The following is a 14,777-nucleotide window of genomic DNA, read 5'->3' as shown; positions in this document are numbered from 1 at the left end:
GTCGTAGTACTGCCCGGCATCATGGGAAGCGTGCTGGCGCGAGACGGTCGGGAGGTGTGGAATGCCACCCTGGCGGTCGCCGGACGGCATGCCCTCGGCCGGCTCAAGGACCTGGACGGTCTTGCCCTGCCGCCCGGAATCGGGGACGAGGACCCGCGAGACGGCGTTGAAGCCGTGGCGGTGCTGCGGGGTCTGCATGTTCTGCCCGGCGTTTCCGCGGTCGACGGCTATGCGGCGTTGTTTACGTTTCTGCGCCGTAGGCTGGATTTCTCCGCCGGCAATCTGTGTGAATTCGCTTATGACTGGCGGGTTTCGGTCCGGCTCAACGCCGCACGTATGGGCCGCCGCGTGGAGGCGATGCTCGAGGAGTGGCGCCGACGCAGCGGCAACCCCGAGGCCGAAGTGGTCTTCATTGCCCACTCGATGGGCGGCCTGATCGCCCGCTATTACGTCGATGTGCTGGGCGGCAGCGCCATTACCCGGCGCCTCATCACGATTGGCACGCCCTACCGCGGCTCCATCAACGCACTCTCGACCCTCCAGTCCGGCGTCGCCCCCCGGCTCGGGCCGCTGTCCCGCCCCTTCACCCGACTCGCTCGATCCCTGCCGTCCCTTCATCAATTGCTGCCCACCTGGCCTTGCGTGGTGGCTCCGGACGGCAGCAGAACTGCGCTGGCGCCGGCGGATCTTCTCGCCGCGGACGCAGGGCATCTCGCCAGTGCCCAGCGCCTCCACCAGGAACTGGAACAGGCGGCCCCCCGGAACGCGCGCTACGAACTGCATATCTTCGGCGGCAGCCGGCAGCCGACCGCGCAGTCGGCGGTGCGGGACAAAGCCGACGAGTCCTTCCGGATCAGCCGCGCCCTCGACGGCGAGGACCACCGCGGAGACGGCACCGTGCCGCGCTTCTCCTGCTTCCCGCCGGATTTCACCGACGACACCGGGGTCCGCTACTTCGCACAGAAACACGGTGCCCTGCAGAACGAGCGCGCACTGCTGAACCAGATCGAGGCGATCCTGACGGCTCGCTCCCCGCGGTCCTTCCTCGACGGCAGGCTGGAACTCGGCATCGACACACCGGAAGTGGTCGAGGCCGGGGTATGCCCCGTCACCCTCGACGCCGACGCCGATGACCTGGCGCTTTCCGCCACGGCCCAGGACGCGGAATCGGGCGAGACCACCCGCGCGTACGCCCTCCGCAATCGCGGCGCCGGCCGCTACGACGCCCGCCTCGAACTGCCCGCCCCCGGAGCCTGGCGCATCACCGTGGGAGACGCCGCTCCCACCGGCGGCCGGGTCCACCCCGTCACATCCATCGTCCTCGCCGCACCTTGAAGTCGACTATGGAGGTTTACGGGCGGGTCAGGTATCGATGCGGCCATGACGGACGACGGCGCGACTCCCCCACCCGGCCTGCCCGCACCTCCCCCTGAAGGCACCGGCGCGCTGCCGCCGGGGACGTACGACGGTCACGTCGTCCTCGTGACCGGCGGCGGCACCGGGCTCGGCAAGGCGATCGCGGCCGAGTTCGGGCGGCTGGGGGCGGATCTGGTCGTGGCGAGCCGGAAGGACGAGCATCTCAAGGCCGCGGAGGCGGCGCTTGGGGCGCTTGGGGCACGGGTGCTGACGGTCGCCTGCGATATCCGGGATCCGGAGCGGATAGCCGAGGTCTACGACACGGCGGAGCGGGAGCTCGGGCTGCCGGACGTGCTCGTGAACAACGCGGCGGCGAACTTCCCGGTCCCGGCGGAGGACATGTCGCCGAATGCCTGGCGCTCGGTCGTCGACATCACGCTGAACGGGACGTACTTCATGGCGCGGGAGTTCGCGCGCCGGCACTTGGCGGCCAGGGCTTCCGGCTCGATCGTCAACGTCGGCGCCTCGTACGCCTGGACCGGCGGCCCCGGCTACGCCCACAGCGCCGCAGCGAAAGCCGGGGTGAAGAACCTGGTCGAGACGCTCGCCGTGGAGTGGGGGCCGTACGGGATCCAGGTCAACGGCCTTGTGCCTGGGCTGATGCCGCACGATGACATGACCGCGGACATCCGCGCGAATCTGGACCGGGTCCGGGATGCCGACGCCCGGCAACCCGCGCTGCGCGTGGGTGCGCCGCGCGAGCTCGGCTGGGCGGCGACCTTCCTCGCCTCGCCGTACGCGCGCTTCATCAGCGGGCACACACTGGTGGTGGACGGCGCGAACTGGCAGCGGCGGGATCTGGTGACGCCGCAGGTCGTGCCGATACGGGAGCAGTTGGGGCGGGGGCCGTTCGGTAGTTGAAATCTACCTTCCTTCGAAGTCCGGCGGCCGCCGTTCCCCCTTCGCCATGAAGCCCTCCCGTGAGTCCTCCGAGGTCAGGGTGACCGCCGCGGCGAAGGCGGAGTGCTCGAGCGCGGCGGCGAGACCCGCGTCCGCAAAGGCGTCGATATCGCGCTTGATGCCCTGCACCGCAAGCGGCGCATTGGCGGCGATCTCGACGGCCGCACCCCGCGCGGCCTTCTGCAGCTCATCGACCGCCGTCACTTCCTGCACAAGATGCAGCCGCTCAGCAGTAGCGGCATCGATACGACGTCCGGTAAGCGCCAGATACTTCGCCCACCCCGCCCCCGCCTCCCGCGCAATCCGCAGATCCCCACCAGCGTCGACAGCAACCCCCAACTGCGCCTCCGGCAACGCGAAGACGGCATCCTCGCCGGCGATCCGCACATCCGCCATCAGCGCCAGCTCAAAACCAAACCCCAGACAATACCCCTGCACCGCAGCCACGACCGGCTGCGGCAGCCCGGCAAAGAGCCGCATCCGCTCATGCGCCCAGCGAATCCCCTCGTGATAGTTGCGCGTACGCTCCGACCCCGACCTCCCGGCAATACCCCCGCCAGGCGCCCCGACGTCGATCCCCGCACAGAACGCCCGCCCCTCCGCCCGCAGCAGCACGACCCGTATCCGATCATCAAACCGAATCCGATCAGCCATCAACCCAAGCTGCCGAGTGGACTCCCAACTCCAAGCATTGAGCTTCCGCGGCCGACAGAGCGTAAGCACCCCAACCCCACCCTCCTCAACCTCCAGCCGCAGCCGCTCCTCCCCCTCATCGATGTCGGTACGGATGGTGTCGATCATCGGCGCCCTCCCCTCAAATCTGACGTACCGTCAGGTTAGCTTGCCTACTCCCTGTCGGCACCAGCAGACGGAGCTCCTTCTCTCTTCGGGATCTGGTTGACTCATCGATATGTGTCGAATCGGGTGGGGAGCGCGAGATGCCGCTGGAGTTCGGGCTGTGGCGGGTGGACGACAAGCCGGTGCGACTGGCTCAGCGGCCCATGCCACTTGAGTCGAGGCCAGCCGGACCGCACTCCGCGCGAGGTCGTGGCGCAGCTTCTCGACCACGGCTCGTGGGTTCAGGACCTCACCAATGAGCAAGTGAGGGGGATCTACGCGGCGTACGCCCGCAGCCGGGACCTGCCGGAGGAACTGGATGAGGCATATGCGCTGCGATTCGGCGGCAGCACCCCGGAAGCGTTGAACAGCACCCACGCCCTCACCGTGGTCGCGAGTGAGATGGACGCCGCCACTGAGCGGATCGTCACCTACCTGGCGACCGGATACGGGGTCCCCATCAACGTCCTGTTCTTCCGCTATTTCGTGGACGAGGGGCGCTCCTACCTGGCGCGTACCTGGCTACTTGACGACGTCGAGGACTCGGCACCGTCCCCGGGAAAGAAGGGGCGGGAGAAGCAGGAGCCATGGAATGGCACGGACTGGTTCTCTCGAACGCTCCGTTCGCTGCCGGTGGGAGCGCGGATCTTCACCCACATTCCCAAGGCGGGATACGTGGGCGTGGGCACGGTGTCCGGCGAGGCACAGCCCTTCGAGGACGCCGCCCTCACCGTTGACGGCGAGAGCCGGCAGATGACCGGCCTCACCCTGAAAGGCACCTACCGAGCCCACGACGGTGCGGCGGACGCGGAAGGCGGTCAGGACCGTCGCGAGTGGATCGTGCCCGTCGACTGGGCAAAAGCCGTGCCGCGCGAGCAAGCGTTGTGGCGGACCGGCTTCTTCGCTAATCAGAACTCCGCCTGCAAGCTGCGCGCCCACGGCATCGGCTGACAGCGTGGGATGCCGGACCGGCCCGGCCCGCCTACAACCAGTCACGCCGCTTGAAGATCAGATAGAGCACCACGCACACCACGGCCATCAGAAAGATCGAGAAGGGATATCCGGCCAGCCAGTGCGTCTCCGGCATGTGATCGAAGTTCATGCCGTAGACGGAGGCGATGAGGGTCGGGGCGAAGAGGATGGCCGCCCAGCTGGAAGCCTTCTTCAGTTCGTCGTTCTGGCGGTTGCTGGCTTCGGCCAAGGCCTTCATTTCCTCGTTCTGGGACTGGTTCACCAGGGTGGCGTTCACCGTCAGGATGTCGGTCAGGGCCTGGCGGAAGCCGTCCACGCGCTCGGCGACCGTCGTGGCGTGGTCGGCGACGTCGCGGAGGTAGCGCTGCAGTTCCTCGTCCGTGGCGTACTTTTCGAAGCCGGCCTGCAGGCCGCGGAGCATGCCGAGCAGCGGGCGGGTGGCGCGCTGGAATTCGACTACCTCGCGGGAGAGTTCGTAGGTGCGGCGGGAGGCGTTGGGGTCGCCGCCGAAGACCTGGGTCTCGATCTCGTCGATGTCGTTCTGGAGGCCGGCCACCACCGGGGCGTAGCCGTCCACGACGGCGTCGAGTATCGCGTACAGGACCGCCTCCGGGCCCAGCCGCAGCAGCTCCGGGTCGTCCTCCAGGCGGCGGCGGACCCGGCCGACGTCCGGGGACTGGCCGTGGCGGACGGTCAGGACGAAGCCGGGGCCGACGAAGAGGTGCAGCTCGCCGAAGTCGACCTCCTCGGAGTCGTCGAGGTAGCGGGCGGCGCGCAGCACGACGAAGAGGGTGTCGCCGTAACGTTCCAGCTTGGGCCGCTGATGCGCGACCACCGCGTCCTCCACCGCCAGCTCGTGCAGCCCGAACGCCTCGGCGGCGGCGTGCAGCTGCACCTCGGAGGGGCGGTAGAGGCCGATCCAGGCCATCGTGCCGTCGCCCTGCGGCAGCTGCTCGTACGCCTCCGTGAGGGTGGCGGGGGTACGGGTGCGGCGGCCGTCGCGGTAGACCGCGGCGTCGACCACGGACTTCTCCACCGGCGGCGGCTGGGTCGGGAAACGCGTCTCCATGGTGGTCTCGGGCGCCAGGTCCGCGGCGCCCTCCTGCTGGATCCGGGCGAAGCGCCGGCCGGGGCGCAGCGCACGGGGGAGCCGGTCGGCCATGGCGGGTTCCCTCCTGGGGTGGTACGGGCGGGCTGGGCGCGACGATAGCGGGTGTACGGGTGCCCGCGATGCGGCTGGAATGCGCATACGTGCGGGCCGGCTGCTCAATAGGCTGGTCCCATGGACCGCAGCGCGCCTCGCAGCACCAACTTGCCGTTCCGGCTCCTCAACGACGAGCCGGTCTACGACGCCCGGCACTCGGCCGGAGACCTGCTGGGCACCCGCCGGCGCGCCGGCGAGCTCGCCTCGCTGATCCTGCGCTCGGCCTGGACCACCCCGTTCACCATCGCCGTGGACGCCGACTGGGGCATGGGCAAGTCGAGCCTGATGCACCGGGTCAAGGCCGACCTCGAGTCGCAGCCGGGGGTGGAGTGCGTCTGGTTCAACGCCTGGACGTCGCACGGGGACGACGCCCTTGAGGCGCTCATCAAGTCGGTCCTGGAGCGCTTCGACCGCAGCGCGCTGCGTCGCGCGGCGCGCCGGGTGGGGCGCCAGGGCCGGGTGCTGGCGGCGGTGCGTGGGGCGCTGCGGGCGGTGCTGGAGCTGGTGCAGATGGGCTCCGCGGCGGACGACCTGTGGACCGCCTTCGCCGGCGACGCCAAGTCCCGCAATGACCTGCGGCAGGTCATCAAGTCCCTGGCCGCCGACTGGGTCGCCACGCCCGTACCCGAGACTGGGCGGCGGCCCATGCTGGTGGTCTTCGTCGATGACCTGGACCGCTGCGGCGATGAGACCGTGCAGGCGGTGTGCGAGGCCGTGAAGGTGTATCTGGATGTGCCGGGGCTGGTGTTCGTGCTCGGCTGTGACCAGGCGCGGCTGGCGTCCGCGGGGCAGGCGGGGGGCGGCAGTTACGGGGCCGTCGACTACCTCGAGAAGATCATCCAGAGCAGCTACCGGATTCCGGTGCCGACCGGGGAGGAGGCGCGCGTCCTGATCCAGGCGTACACCACGGAATCCGCCACGGACGCGGTGATCAGGGGCCCGCTGCTCGATGTGCTCGCGGAGCGTACGGGCCGGAATCCGCGGCGGATCAAGCGGCTGATCAACAGCTTTGTGCTGGAGTATCAGCTGGCGCCGCAATGGTGGGGGTTCGGGCCTGAGGCGCTGATTCATGTGGTGCTGCTGCAGCATCTGTATCCGGACTTCTACCGGGCGGCGGCGCGGCCCGGGGGCCGGGATATGGTGTCGGACTTTCTGGCGTACCGGCAGGCGCGGTCGGTGCTGCGGGGGGTGGCGGACATCGGCGCCGTCTCGTCGGTGGCCGAGGGCGACGCTCCGTCGCCGCACAACCCCGTCACCGAGCTCTTCAGCAGCCTTGAGCTGGCCGTACCGGCAATTAGCCCGGGCGCGGACTTGACGGATCACCTGTCCGAGCTCGAGGAAGCGCTACCGCCGGCCTTCACGCAACTGGTCACGGACGACGACTTCGTGACGGTGCTCACCGACATCGAGTCCATGGAGCAGGCGAACCAGCTGTGGCAGCACGTCCGCAGCACCGGCGCCGCACCGGCGGCTGGCCCGCCCATCTCACCGCCACCCTCTGCCCTCGACTCCGTGCAATGGGGCAGCGAAATCTGGCGGGCGGAGCGAGCCTGCCCCAATGGGCACCCGGTGACGGTCGAGGACGAGTGGTGTCCGGTATGCGCGTACCGGGTGGAGCAGGCGCCTGTGCCCCTTCCGAATCCGTACATCCCGGCCGGGACGACCACGCCGCAGGTCGGGTCGGGAAGTCCTTGGGACCCGTACGGCCAAGGTGAGACCGGCACGTACCCCGTTCCACAACAGCAGCCGCAGCCGGCAAGCGCCTACACCTACCCGGAGCCCGCGTCCTCGGCACCGGCGGACGAGGAGTCCGACACCCGAAAGAAGAAGAAGCCGCGCCGCAGCCCCAGTCCGCCCAGCCCGCCCCAGCAGCAAGACCCGTACGGCTACCCGGAGAAGCCCTCCTCCTGACGCCGGCCGGTCGGCCGGTCGGGTTGGGCGCAATCGGGCGAGCCCCAGCGACTGGCCGAAACCATACGCTGCCCACGGTGCCCCGGTGTGCTGGGGTGGTGGCTGACCGCAGCTGCGGAGTTTCCGGATGGAGGAATACGGCTGTGAGACCCACCGACGCCCCATCGCCCATCACCCGCCGCCGACTGCTCGCCGCCGGCGCCCTCGCCGCCGGAGCGGCCGCCTTGCCCGGGACCGCCGCGGCGGCCGCCCGTCCCCGGACCGCCACGGCGGCCACCCACGGCGACCGCCCCTGGCCCACCACCCTGCAGCTGCCGAACGGCTTCCGCCCCGAGGGCATCGCCATCGGCCCAGGCCCGTACGCCTACTTCGGCTCGCTCGCGGACGGCGCGATCTACCGGGTCGACCTGGCCACCGGGCGCGGGAAGGTGATCGGTCCGGCACCGGGCGCCCCGACCGTCGGCCTGAAGACGGACCGGCACGGCCGGATCTTCGAGAGCGGTGGCCCCAGCGGCCAGCTGCGTGTGGCTTCCGCGGCCGACGGCACCGTACTGAAGACGTACCAGGCGGGCAGCCCCGACGAGAACTTCGTCAACGACGTGGTCCTGACCCCCGACGCGGCCTGGTTCACCAACTCTTTTCAGCCGCTCCTGTACGGACTCCGCCTCGGCCGCCGCGGCGGGCTGCCGGACGACTTCGAGACGGTGGCACTCAAAGGCGACTGGAAGCAGGCGCCCGCGGGCGAGTTCACCTCGAACGGCCTCACCCGCACCCCGGACGGCCGCGGCCTCCTGCTCGTCAACCAATACCTGGACGGCGGCAGCCTGATGCGCGTCAACCCGGCGACCGGCATCGCCCGCCGCGTCGACCTGGGCGCGGCGCGGCTCCCGAACGGCGACGGCATGCTGCTGCTCGGCCGCGCCCTGTACGTCGCCCAGAACCGGCAGAACGCCGTCGACGTCATCGTCCTCGACCACGCGGCCCGCACCGGCAAGCTGGTCGACCGCATCACGGACCCGGGCTTCGACATCCCCACCACCCTGGACCGCTACCGCGACCGCCTCTACCTCCCCAACGCCCGCTTCTCGACACCGCCGACGCCGGACACGCCATACACAGCGGTGGCCGTCCGGCTGCCGTCGAAAGGGTCGTTGTGAGCGGCACCGAGGTTCCCGGGATAGATCCATCGACGCCGCATGCCGCGCGCATCTGGAATTACTGGATGGGCGGGAAGGACAACTACGCGGCGGACCGGGCAGCCGGTGACGCCGTCGCCGAGGTGTATCCGGACATCGTCACGATGGCGGTGCAGTCGCGGCAGTTCCTGATCCAGGTGGTACGGCATCTCGCCGGCACGGCGGGCATCCGGCAGTTCCTGGACATCGGCACCGGCCTGCCCACGATGCAGAACACCCACGAGGTGGCACAGCAGATCGCCCCCGAGTCGAAGATCGTGTATGTCGACAACGACCCGATGGTGCTCGCCCACGCCCACGCACTGCTGACCAACACCACGGCCGAAGGCGTCACCACGTACGTCCACGCCGACTATCACGACCCGGACGTCATCGTCCGCGAGGCAGCCAAGACGCTGGACTTCAACGAGCCCGTGGCCGTGATGTTCATGGGCGTGCTCGGGTACGAGCAGGACCTCGCCGTGCTGCGCTCCATCGTCGGCACGGTGATGGCGGCGGTGCCGTCCGGCAGCCACCTCGTGCTGTGGGACGGGACCGACACCGGTGAGGCCGTGGTCGAGGGCGGCGAGAAGCTGGCGGAGTCGGGCGGGGTGCCGTACGTGCTGCGGAGTCCGGCGCAGCTGGGCGAGTGCTTCGCGGGGCTTGAGCTGGTCGAGCCGGGGATGGTGCCGATCACGCTGTGGCGGCCGGAGGCCGGTGACGTCGGGGCGGCGGAGGCGATCGACGCGTACGGGGCGGTGGGGCGCAAGCCCTGAGCAGTGCGTCACAAGACCTGAGCGGTACGGGCACTTTGGGGCGCCTTGTCGGCCGCCACCGCTAGTCTCTTTGGCATGCACGGGGACCGGGGGCGATTGATCGACGGGCGGTTCGAGCTGCTCGAACGGCTGGGCAGCGGTGGCATGGGCACGGTGTGGCGGGCGCGCGACACCGCGCTGCGGCGCGAGGTCGCGCTCAAGGAGGTGCGGGCCGCCGATCCGGCGCTCGCCGCGGCCGACCCCGAGACCCAGCGGATGCTCAGGGAGCGGGTGTTACGGGAGGCGCGGGCGCTCGCGCGGCTCAGCCACCCGAACGTCGTCACCATCCACCACATCGTCGACGCCGACCCGCATCCGTGGCTGGTCATGGAGCTGGTGCCGGGCGGCAGCCTGCAGGACCGGCTGGCCGCCCGCGGTCCGCTGGACGAGGCTACGGCGGCGCGGATCGGCCTGGACGTCCTCGCCGCGCTGCGCGCCGCGCACGCCGCCGGGATCCACCACCGCGATGTGAAGCCGGGAAATGTGCTGCTGCGGGCGGACGGCAGCGCCGTACTCACCGACTTCGGGATCGCCGCGCTGCAGGGCTCGGACGCGCTGACCCGGCCCGGCGATGTGATCGGCTCCCCCGAATACATCGCCCCGGAGCGCATCCGCGGCGCCCCCGACCACCCGGCCGCGGACCTGTGGTCGCTGGGCATGCTGCTGTACGTCCTGGTGGAGGGCATCAGCCCCCTGCGCCGCGAGAACACCCTCGCCACCCTCGCCGCCGTCCTCGACGCCCCACTCCCGCCCCCGCAGCGCGCCGGCGCACTCGCCCCGGTGCTGCAGGCACTGCTCGTACGAGACCCGGCGCTCCGGCCGGACGCGGAGCGGCTGGCGGGCATGCTGCGCTCCGCCGTCGCGACGGCGGACGGCAGCGGCGCACGCGCCACTCCCCCGGCATACACCCCAACCGCACTCGACAGCCCCCGCCCCGCGCCGCCCGGCGGTCCGCGGCAGCGCACGGCGCTACTCGTGGCCGCGATCGCGCTGGCGATGGTGCTGCTCGGTGCCATGGCGGCTGGCTTCGTACTGTGGGCGGGCGGTAACGATGGCGGCAACGGGAGCGGCGACGACGCCAAGGGCAGCAACTCCCAACAGCCACGCGGCAAGGAGCCGCAGGACTCGAAACAGCAGACCACCCCGGCAGGCGATCAGCCCGACAAGTCCACACCACCGCCGAAGCCGAGCGACACCGAGCCAAGCGGCACCGGGCCCAGCGAGCCCTCACCCACCCGCACCGATTCCGACTCCCGCGGCTGGATCGCCGTACTCGACAGCGAGAAGAGCAAATCGGTCGCCGACAGCCAGCTGGCAAAGATCCGCAGCAGCGTGCCCGACGCCCGGCTGCTGCACAGCGACAACTACGCCTCCCTCAACCCCGGCAACTGGGTCGTCTACTCCCCCGGCACCTTCCCCGACGGCCACGCCGTCACCGCATACTGCAAAAAGATCAACCGCCCCTCCACCAGCCTCTGCTACGGCCGCTACCTCAGCAACAACAGCGCCGACCGCAACCTCTACTGCCCACCCGAGGGCGGCGGCATCTGCACCCGCCCCTGAGCCGCTGAGCTCGAGATTTGAGTGGGTTACGGCTCGTCGCGGAAGCTTGTGTACTCGTCGTTCATCAGGTCCCAGAAAGACCGGTAGCGGACCGCGCCTGGCAGCCAGTGGGCGAGATACCAGGCCTCCCACTCACCGGCTGGGGTGACAACGCTTGGATTGAGGAGGTATACGTCCGTGGCGTCCGGCGTATGACTGATTTTCAAGGTGTGGGGCAGGTACTCGGGTCGGATCGAGGCCGGGTCCTGGGCTTCGCCGTAGACAAAGTACTGGTCGTCATCGACCCGGAGGTCGGCATCGCCGTATCCGCTGGTCCAGCCGGCGATGAGGCCGGAATCGAGGTCCCGGGTCCATCCCACCTCCTGCGCTGCCAGAATTCTGTCTATGCCGTGAGTGGTGTTGAGCCAGCCGTTGCTCGTCAGCAGGAACTGTCGGTAGCTCATGGGCAGCCTGGCACCGAGGCGGTCCTCGAGTGCGTCGACTTCCTCGCTGGTGGCCCCCGCGGCACCCAGCCAGCGGGCCTTGCGTACCTCGTGGGGGAACGGTTCTGTGCGTTCTTGCTCATGCAGCACCGGATCGAGCCACTCGTCACTCCAGCGCTGCAGCAGATTCCGCCACGCGAAGGAGGGCCCATCGTCCTGGCCTTGTATCTCGCCCACGGCGGAAGGCTAGGGGTTCTAACGCCGCTCCAGCACCCCCCGGATGAACGCCGCCTGCCCCACATGCTCCAGATCGTCGCCGATCACGCTCACCAGGCGCACCCCCAGCGTGACCGCCGGCGTCCAGTTCTTGTCGACGACCCGGTCGAGGTCGTCGTCGGTGAGGCCGCGGACATAGGCCAGGGTCTGGTCGTGCACCGCACCGTGGTAACCAGCCAGCTGCTTGGCCGTCACGCCCCGCACCGCCGCGACCTCGTCCGGGTCGTGCCCGTAGCCCGTCGCCTCCGGCGCGAAGGGCAGGCCGAACTTCTCCTGCCAGCCCTTCGCCGTCCATGCCTGCTCCACCCCCGCGACCTCCGCGATGTGGTCGTCCTGCACCCGGGTCAGGTGCCAGACCAGCCACGCGATGGAGTTGGCACCGTCGTCGAGCCGGGCCTCGAGCTGCTCTGGGCCGAGGCCCGAGAGCACGGCGTCGACCTCTTCCTGGATCCGGTTGAAGTGGTCGACGAGCATGTCTGCGTTGGTGGCCATGGTGGCGACTCCTTGCACGTATGGCACGAGCTGTCCGGTACTCCCCCATCGTGCACCCCGCCACTGACAGTCACCCCGCATCCTCCTCCGCGCGCGCCACCAGCCGCGACAGCTCCACCCGCGAGCGGACCCCGAGGGCGGCGAAGACGTTCCGCAGGTGGTGATCCACCGTGCGCGGGCTCACCGACAGCAGCCGGGCGACCTCGCGGTTGGTGGCCCCCTCCGCCACCTGCCGGGCGATCCGCAGCTGCTGCGGCGTCAGCTGCGCCAGAACGGGCGGCAGGTCGGACCCGCCGTCTCCGGAGGCCCCGGACCGGCCGGAAGCCCCGGACACCCCGGCGGCCCCGCCCGCCGACGCCGATGTCGACACCGCCGCCCCCGTAGCCCGCAGCGCCCCCTCCGCCTGCCCGGCCCACACCCCCGCCCCGCACCGCTCGAACGCCACATGCGCATCCCGCAGCGCCTCCCGCGCCTGCCCGGGCCGCCGCTGCCGCCGCAGCCACTGCCCGTACTGCAGCGCGGTCCGGGCCCGCTCGAACTCCCCGTCCAAGTCCTCATGCCGGGCCAGCGCCTGCGCGAAATACGCCTCCGCCGCCGCATCCTCGCCGGCGTCCGCCGCCAGCAGCGCCCGGCACCGCAACAGCTGCGCCGACGCCTGCGGGTCGGGCCCCAGCTCGGCCCACACCGCGTAACCCGCCAGCGCGTCCGCCGCCTCCTCCCGGTCCGCGCCCCCGTCCGCGCCGGAGCTCAGCGCCGCCTCCACGAAGCACGGCACCGCCATCATCCGCACCGCGAAGTGCCCGCCCCGCGGGCCCGTACGCACCAGCGGCCGCAGCCGCGCCGCCGCCTCCGGCGCCCGGCCACGCGCCAGGTCGCCGCGCGCGAGCGCCCATTGCGTCAGCGTCCTGGCCTGCGCAAGCCCGTGCCGTACGGCGGTGGCGTCCGCCGCGGCGGCGAAGGCCGCGACCGCCTCGGCGTCGTCGTCCAGGGAGGCGACGAGAGCGAGGACGGCATGGTGGTGCGCGAGGAGGTTGGTCTCGCCCGCCTCCCGGGCGGCGTGGACCCCTTCCTCGGCGTGCGCCCGCGCGCGGACGTGCCGCCCTAGGCGAAGCTCCGCGTAGGCGAGGACCTCAAGGGCGCGCGGGACAAGGTCCGTACGGTTATGGGCCCGGGCGATCGCAAGAGCGCGCCCGCCCAGCTCACCCGCCGCCGCCAGATCGCCGAGCACCAGAGCCGCCGCGCCCGCAGGCAGCAGCCGCTCCGGATCGTCCTCCGACGACGACGCCGCCGACGCCGACACCGCCTCCTCCACGACGCCGCGTAACTCCCCGAACCCGGTACGGAAGTCCGGGCCGGGCCCCCCGACCACGGCCGTCATCCCGCGCAAATAGCGCTCCAGCAGCCCACCGCGCGCAGATCCCGGACGACCAAGCACCTCCCGATACGCGGCCGCATCCCCCATCGCCCAACACGCCTCCGCGGCCGCCAGCCGGGCCCGTAACGCCCCCTCGTGATCCCCGTCCTCCTCCAGCAGCCGCGCCGCCAGCAACAGCGAAGCCCGCGCATCCGCGACCGGCCCGGTGCGCAGCGCCAGCAGCCCATGCCCCAGCGCGGACCGCCCGCGCGCGGGGTCCGCGGGCCGCGGCGAGGACGCGCCGTTCGCTCGGGTCACGTCCGTCACGCTACGACCGCGGCCCACACCGCGCCAGGCCCGCGCGTCGGTGCGCGGGCCCGGCACCGTACTAAGGCGGAACTCAGCCCTCATGCGGGCAGTTGCCCCGGTACTCCTGGATCGTGGTGCTCCGCTGCGGGAGCGGGCACAGGAACTGCTCGTAGCGGGTGTCGTTGTCGATGAAGCGCTTCAGCCACGAGATGGAGTACTTCGCGATGGTGGTGTTGGAGGTGTTCGGCGTGAAGTGGCTGGCGCCGTTCAGCTCCAGGTAGGCCCGGTCGAGGCTCGACGGCAGGCTGGTGTAGAAGGGCTCGGAGTGCGAGGACACGGGGGCGATGGTGTCGCCGTCCGCGCCCACGACGAGCGTCGGGGTCTTGAGCTCCGGCCAGCTCTTGTCGGTGTTCCAGCCGGTGAGCGGGATCGCCGCCTGCAGGTTCGTACGGGACTTGGCGGCCTCCAGCGTGCCGCCGCCGCCCATCGAGTGGCCCATCACGCCGAGCCGCGAGGTGTCGATGCGGCTGCGGACGCTGCTGCGCTGGGTGAGGTAGTCGAGGGCGGAGAGCAGCTGCCGGCCGCGGCTGGCGGGCTGGTCGGCGGTGGTGTTGGTGTCGATCGTGAAGACGACGAAGCCCTGCGAGGCCAGCCGCGGGCCGAGCCAGGCGATCGACGACTGCAGCGCGGTGAAGCCGGGCGAGATGGCGATCGCGCCGAAGGTGCCGTCGGACGTCGACGTCGGGTAGTAGATCGTGCCGCCGCCGAAGCCGGTGACGCTCACGCGGGAGACCGTCGTCTGCGAGGTGGCGTAGTGGCCGCGCGGCGCCTCGATGCTGGAGGTGGTGGGGTCGGGGCCGCGTTCGTACGGATTCTCCGCGGACTCGGCGCCGAGTGCCTGGCTGGTGATCACGCCGCCGGTGGTCAGGAGCACGGCAAGGCCGGCGCCGATGAGGCGCCTGGTGCGGCGGCGCGCCCGGCGGCGGTGACTCGGGGTGGGGGTGGTGTGCTGCACGACGAGGTTTCCTCTCCTCGGGAGCGCAGCCGCGCAGGGGGACCGCGCGGCTCCGCTTCGGTCGCTGACAGCGGCAACCATGGCCCCGCTCCCGGTGCCCGCACATCGGCGAAATC

At 70.9% G+C, this 14,777-nt stretch carries 12 protein-coding genes and 1 pseudogene; 7 read left to right on the top strand and 6 right to left on the bottom strand.

The window, feature by feature from the left end:
• Nucleotides 1-30 precede the first annotated feature (30 nt).
• Together ACNNMR_RS40310 and ACNNMR_RS40305 are read left to right on the top strand one after the other, a co-directional pair.
• A complete protein-coding gene (locus tag ACNNMR_RS40310; RefSeq protein ID WP_419999694.1) occupies nucleotides 31-1,335 on the top strand; it encodes a lipase/acyltransferase domain-containing protein in 1,305 nt (434 codons plus the stop codon).
• Nucleotides 1,336-1,380: 45 nt separating this feature from the next.
• A complete protein-coding gene (locus ACNNMR_RS40305; protein WP_419999693.1) occupies nucleotides 1,381-2,277 on the top strand; it encodes an SDR family oxidoreductase in 897 nt (298 codons plus the stop codon).
• A gap of 3 nt (nucleotides 2,278-2,280) precedes the next feature.
• On the opposite strand, the gene ACNNMR_RS40300 is transcribed toward ACNNMR_RS40305, so the two are convergent.
• Nucleotides 2,281-3,117, bottom strand: a complete 837-nt coding sequence (locus tag ACNNMR_RS40300) for an enoyl-CoA hydratase/isomerase family protein (protein ID WP_419999692.1) — start codon at nucleotides 3,115-3,117, stop codon at nucleotides 2,281-2,283.
• Between the two features lie 137 nt (nucleotides 3,118-3,254).
• Between ACNNMR_RS40300 and ACNNMR_RS40295 the strand changes: the two are divergent.
• Nucleotides 3,255-4,104 (top strand): annotated as a pseudogene (locus ACNNMR_RS40295) (hypothetical protein).
• A gap of 31 nt (nucleotides 4,105-4,135) precedes the next feature.
• Here the strand turns inward: ACNNMR_RS40295 and ACNNMR_RS40290 are convergent.
• On the bottom strand, nucleotides 4,136-5,287 hold the full coding sequence (locus ACNNMR_RS40290) for a magnesium and cobalt transport protein CorA (protein WP_419999691.1): 1,152 nt from the start codon (nucleotides 5,285-5,287) through the stop codon (nucleotides 4,136-4,138).
• 120 nt (nucleotides 5,288-5,407) lie between these two features.
• Here ACNNMR_RS40290 and ACNNMR_RS40285 point away from each other — a divergent pair, with 120 nt between their 5' ends.
• The 4 genes from ACNNMR_RS40285 to ACNNMR_RS40270 all read left to right on the top strand — a co-directional run bounded on the left by ACNNMR_RS40285 (nucleotide 5,408) and on the right by ACNNMR_RS40270 (nucleotide 10,793).
• A complete protein-coding gene (locus ACNNMR_RS40285; RefSeq protein ID WP_419999690.1) occupies nucleotides 5,408-7,240 on the top strand; it encodes a KAP family P-loop NTPase fold protein in 1,833 nt (610 codons plus the stop codon).
• Between the two features lie 143 nt (nucleotides 7,241-7,383).
• Entirely contained in the window at nucleotides 7,384-8,397 is a 1,014-nt protein-coding gene (locus tag ACNNMR_RS40280; RefSeq protein WP_419999689.1) for a superoxide dismutase, read from the top strand.
• A complete protein-coding gene (locus ACNNMR_RS40275) occupies nucleotides 8,394-9,191 on the top strand; it encodes an SAM-dependent methyltransferase (protein ID WP_419999688.1) in 798 nt (265 codons plus the stop codon). The genes ACNNMR_RS40280 and ACNNMR_RS40275 overlap by 4 nt, the downstream gene beginning before the upstream one ends.
• Before the next feature lie 75 nt (nucleotides 9,192-9,266).
• The gene (locus tag ACNNMR_RS40270) at nucleotides 9,267-10,793 is read left to right on the top strand and encodes a serine/threonine-protein kinase (RefSeq protein WP_419999687.1); all 1,527 of its coding nucleotides are present in this window, start codon (nucleotides 9,267-9,269) and stop codon (nucleotides 10,791-10,793) included.
• 26 nt (nucleotides 10,794-10,819) lie between these two features.
• Here ACNNMR_RS40270 and ACNNMR_RS40265 read toward each other — a convergent pair whose 3' ends face one another.
• The 4 genes from ACNNMR_RS40265 to ACNNMR_RS40250 form a co-directional block, all read right to left on the bottom strand.
• A complete protein-coding gene (locus ACNNMR_RS40265) occupies nucleotides 10,820-11,452 on the bottom strand; it encodes an SMI1/KNR4 family protein (RefSeq protein ID WP_419999686.1) in 633 nt (210 codons plus the stop codon).
• An 18-nt stretch (nucleotides 11,453-11,470) separates the two neighbouring features.
• Nucleotides 11,471-11,983 carry a mycothiol transferase gene (locus ACNNMR_RS40260; RefSeq protein ID WP_419999685.1) on the bottom strand — a complete coding sequence of 171 codons (513 nt, stop codon included), beginning with the start codon at nucleotides 11,981-11,983 and terminating at the stop codon, nucleotides 11,471-11,473.
• Nucleotides 11,984-12,053: 70 nt separating this feature from the next.
• Entirely contained in the window at nucleotides 12,054-13,655 is a 1,602-nt protein-coding gene (locus tag ACNNMR_RS40255; RefSeq protein WP_419999684.1) for a LuxR C-terminal-related transcriptional regulator, read from the bottom strand.
• 82 nt (nucleotides 13,656-13,737) lie between these two features.
• Complete coding sequence (locus ACNNMR_RS40250) at nucleotides 13,738-14,661, bottom strand: alpha/beta hydrolase family protein (protein WP_419999683.1); 924 nt, start codon at nucleotides 14,659-14,661, stop codon at nucleotides 13,738-13,740.
• Nucleotides 14,662-14,777 lie beyond the last annotated feature (116 nt).

The sequence above is a fragment of the Streptomyces boninensis genome, assembly GCF_048572725.1.
GTDB lineage: Bacteria > Actinomycetota > Actinomycetes > Streptomycetales > Streptomycetaceae > Streptomyces > Streptomyces boninensis.
Note: the sequence above shows the minus strand (reverse complement) of the source record. Positions and strands in the feature narration are given on the sequence as shown.

Coding starts and splice junctions, on each gene's coding strand:
- ACNNMR_RS40285 (WP_419999690.1), top strand. CDS start 5,408: ATGGACCGCAGCGCGCCTCGCAGCACCAACTTGCCGTTCCGGCTCCTC.
- ACNNMR_RS40305 (WP_419999693.1), top strand. CDS start 1,381: ATGACGGACGACGGCGCGACTCCCCCACCCGGCCTGCCCGCACCTCCC.
- ACNNMR_RS40290 (WP_419999691.1), bottom strand. CDS start 5,287: ATGGCCGACCGGCTCCCCCGTGCGCTGCGCCCCGGCCGGCGCTTCGCC.
- ACNNMR_RS40300 (WP_419999692.1), bottom strand. CDS start 3,117: ATGATCGACACCATCCGTACCGACATCGATGAGGGGGAGGAGCGGCTG.
- ACNNMR_RS40270 (WP_419999687.1), top strand. CDS start 9,267: ATGCACGGGGACCGGGGGCGATTGATCGACGGGCGGTTCGAGCTGCTC.
- ACNNMR_RS40260 (WP_419999685.1), bottom strand. CDS start 11,983: ATGGCCACCAACGCAGACATGCTCGTCGACCACTTCAACCGGATCCAG.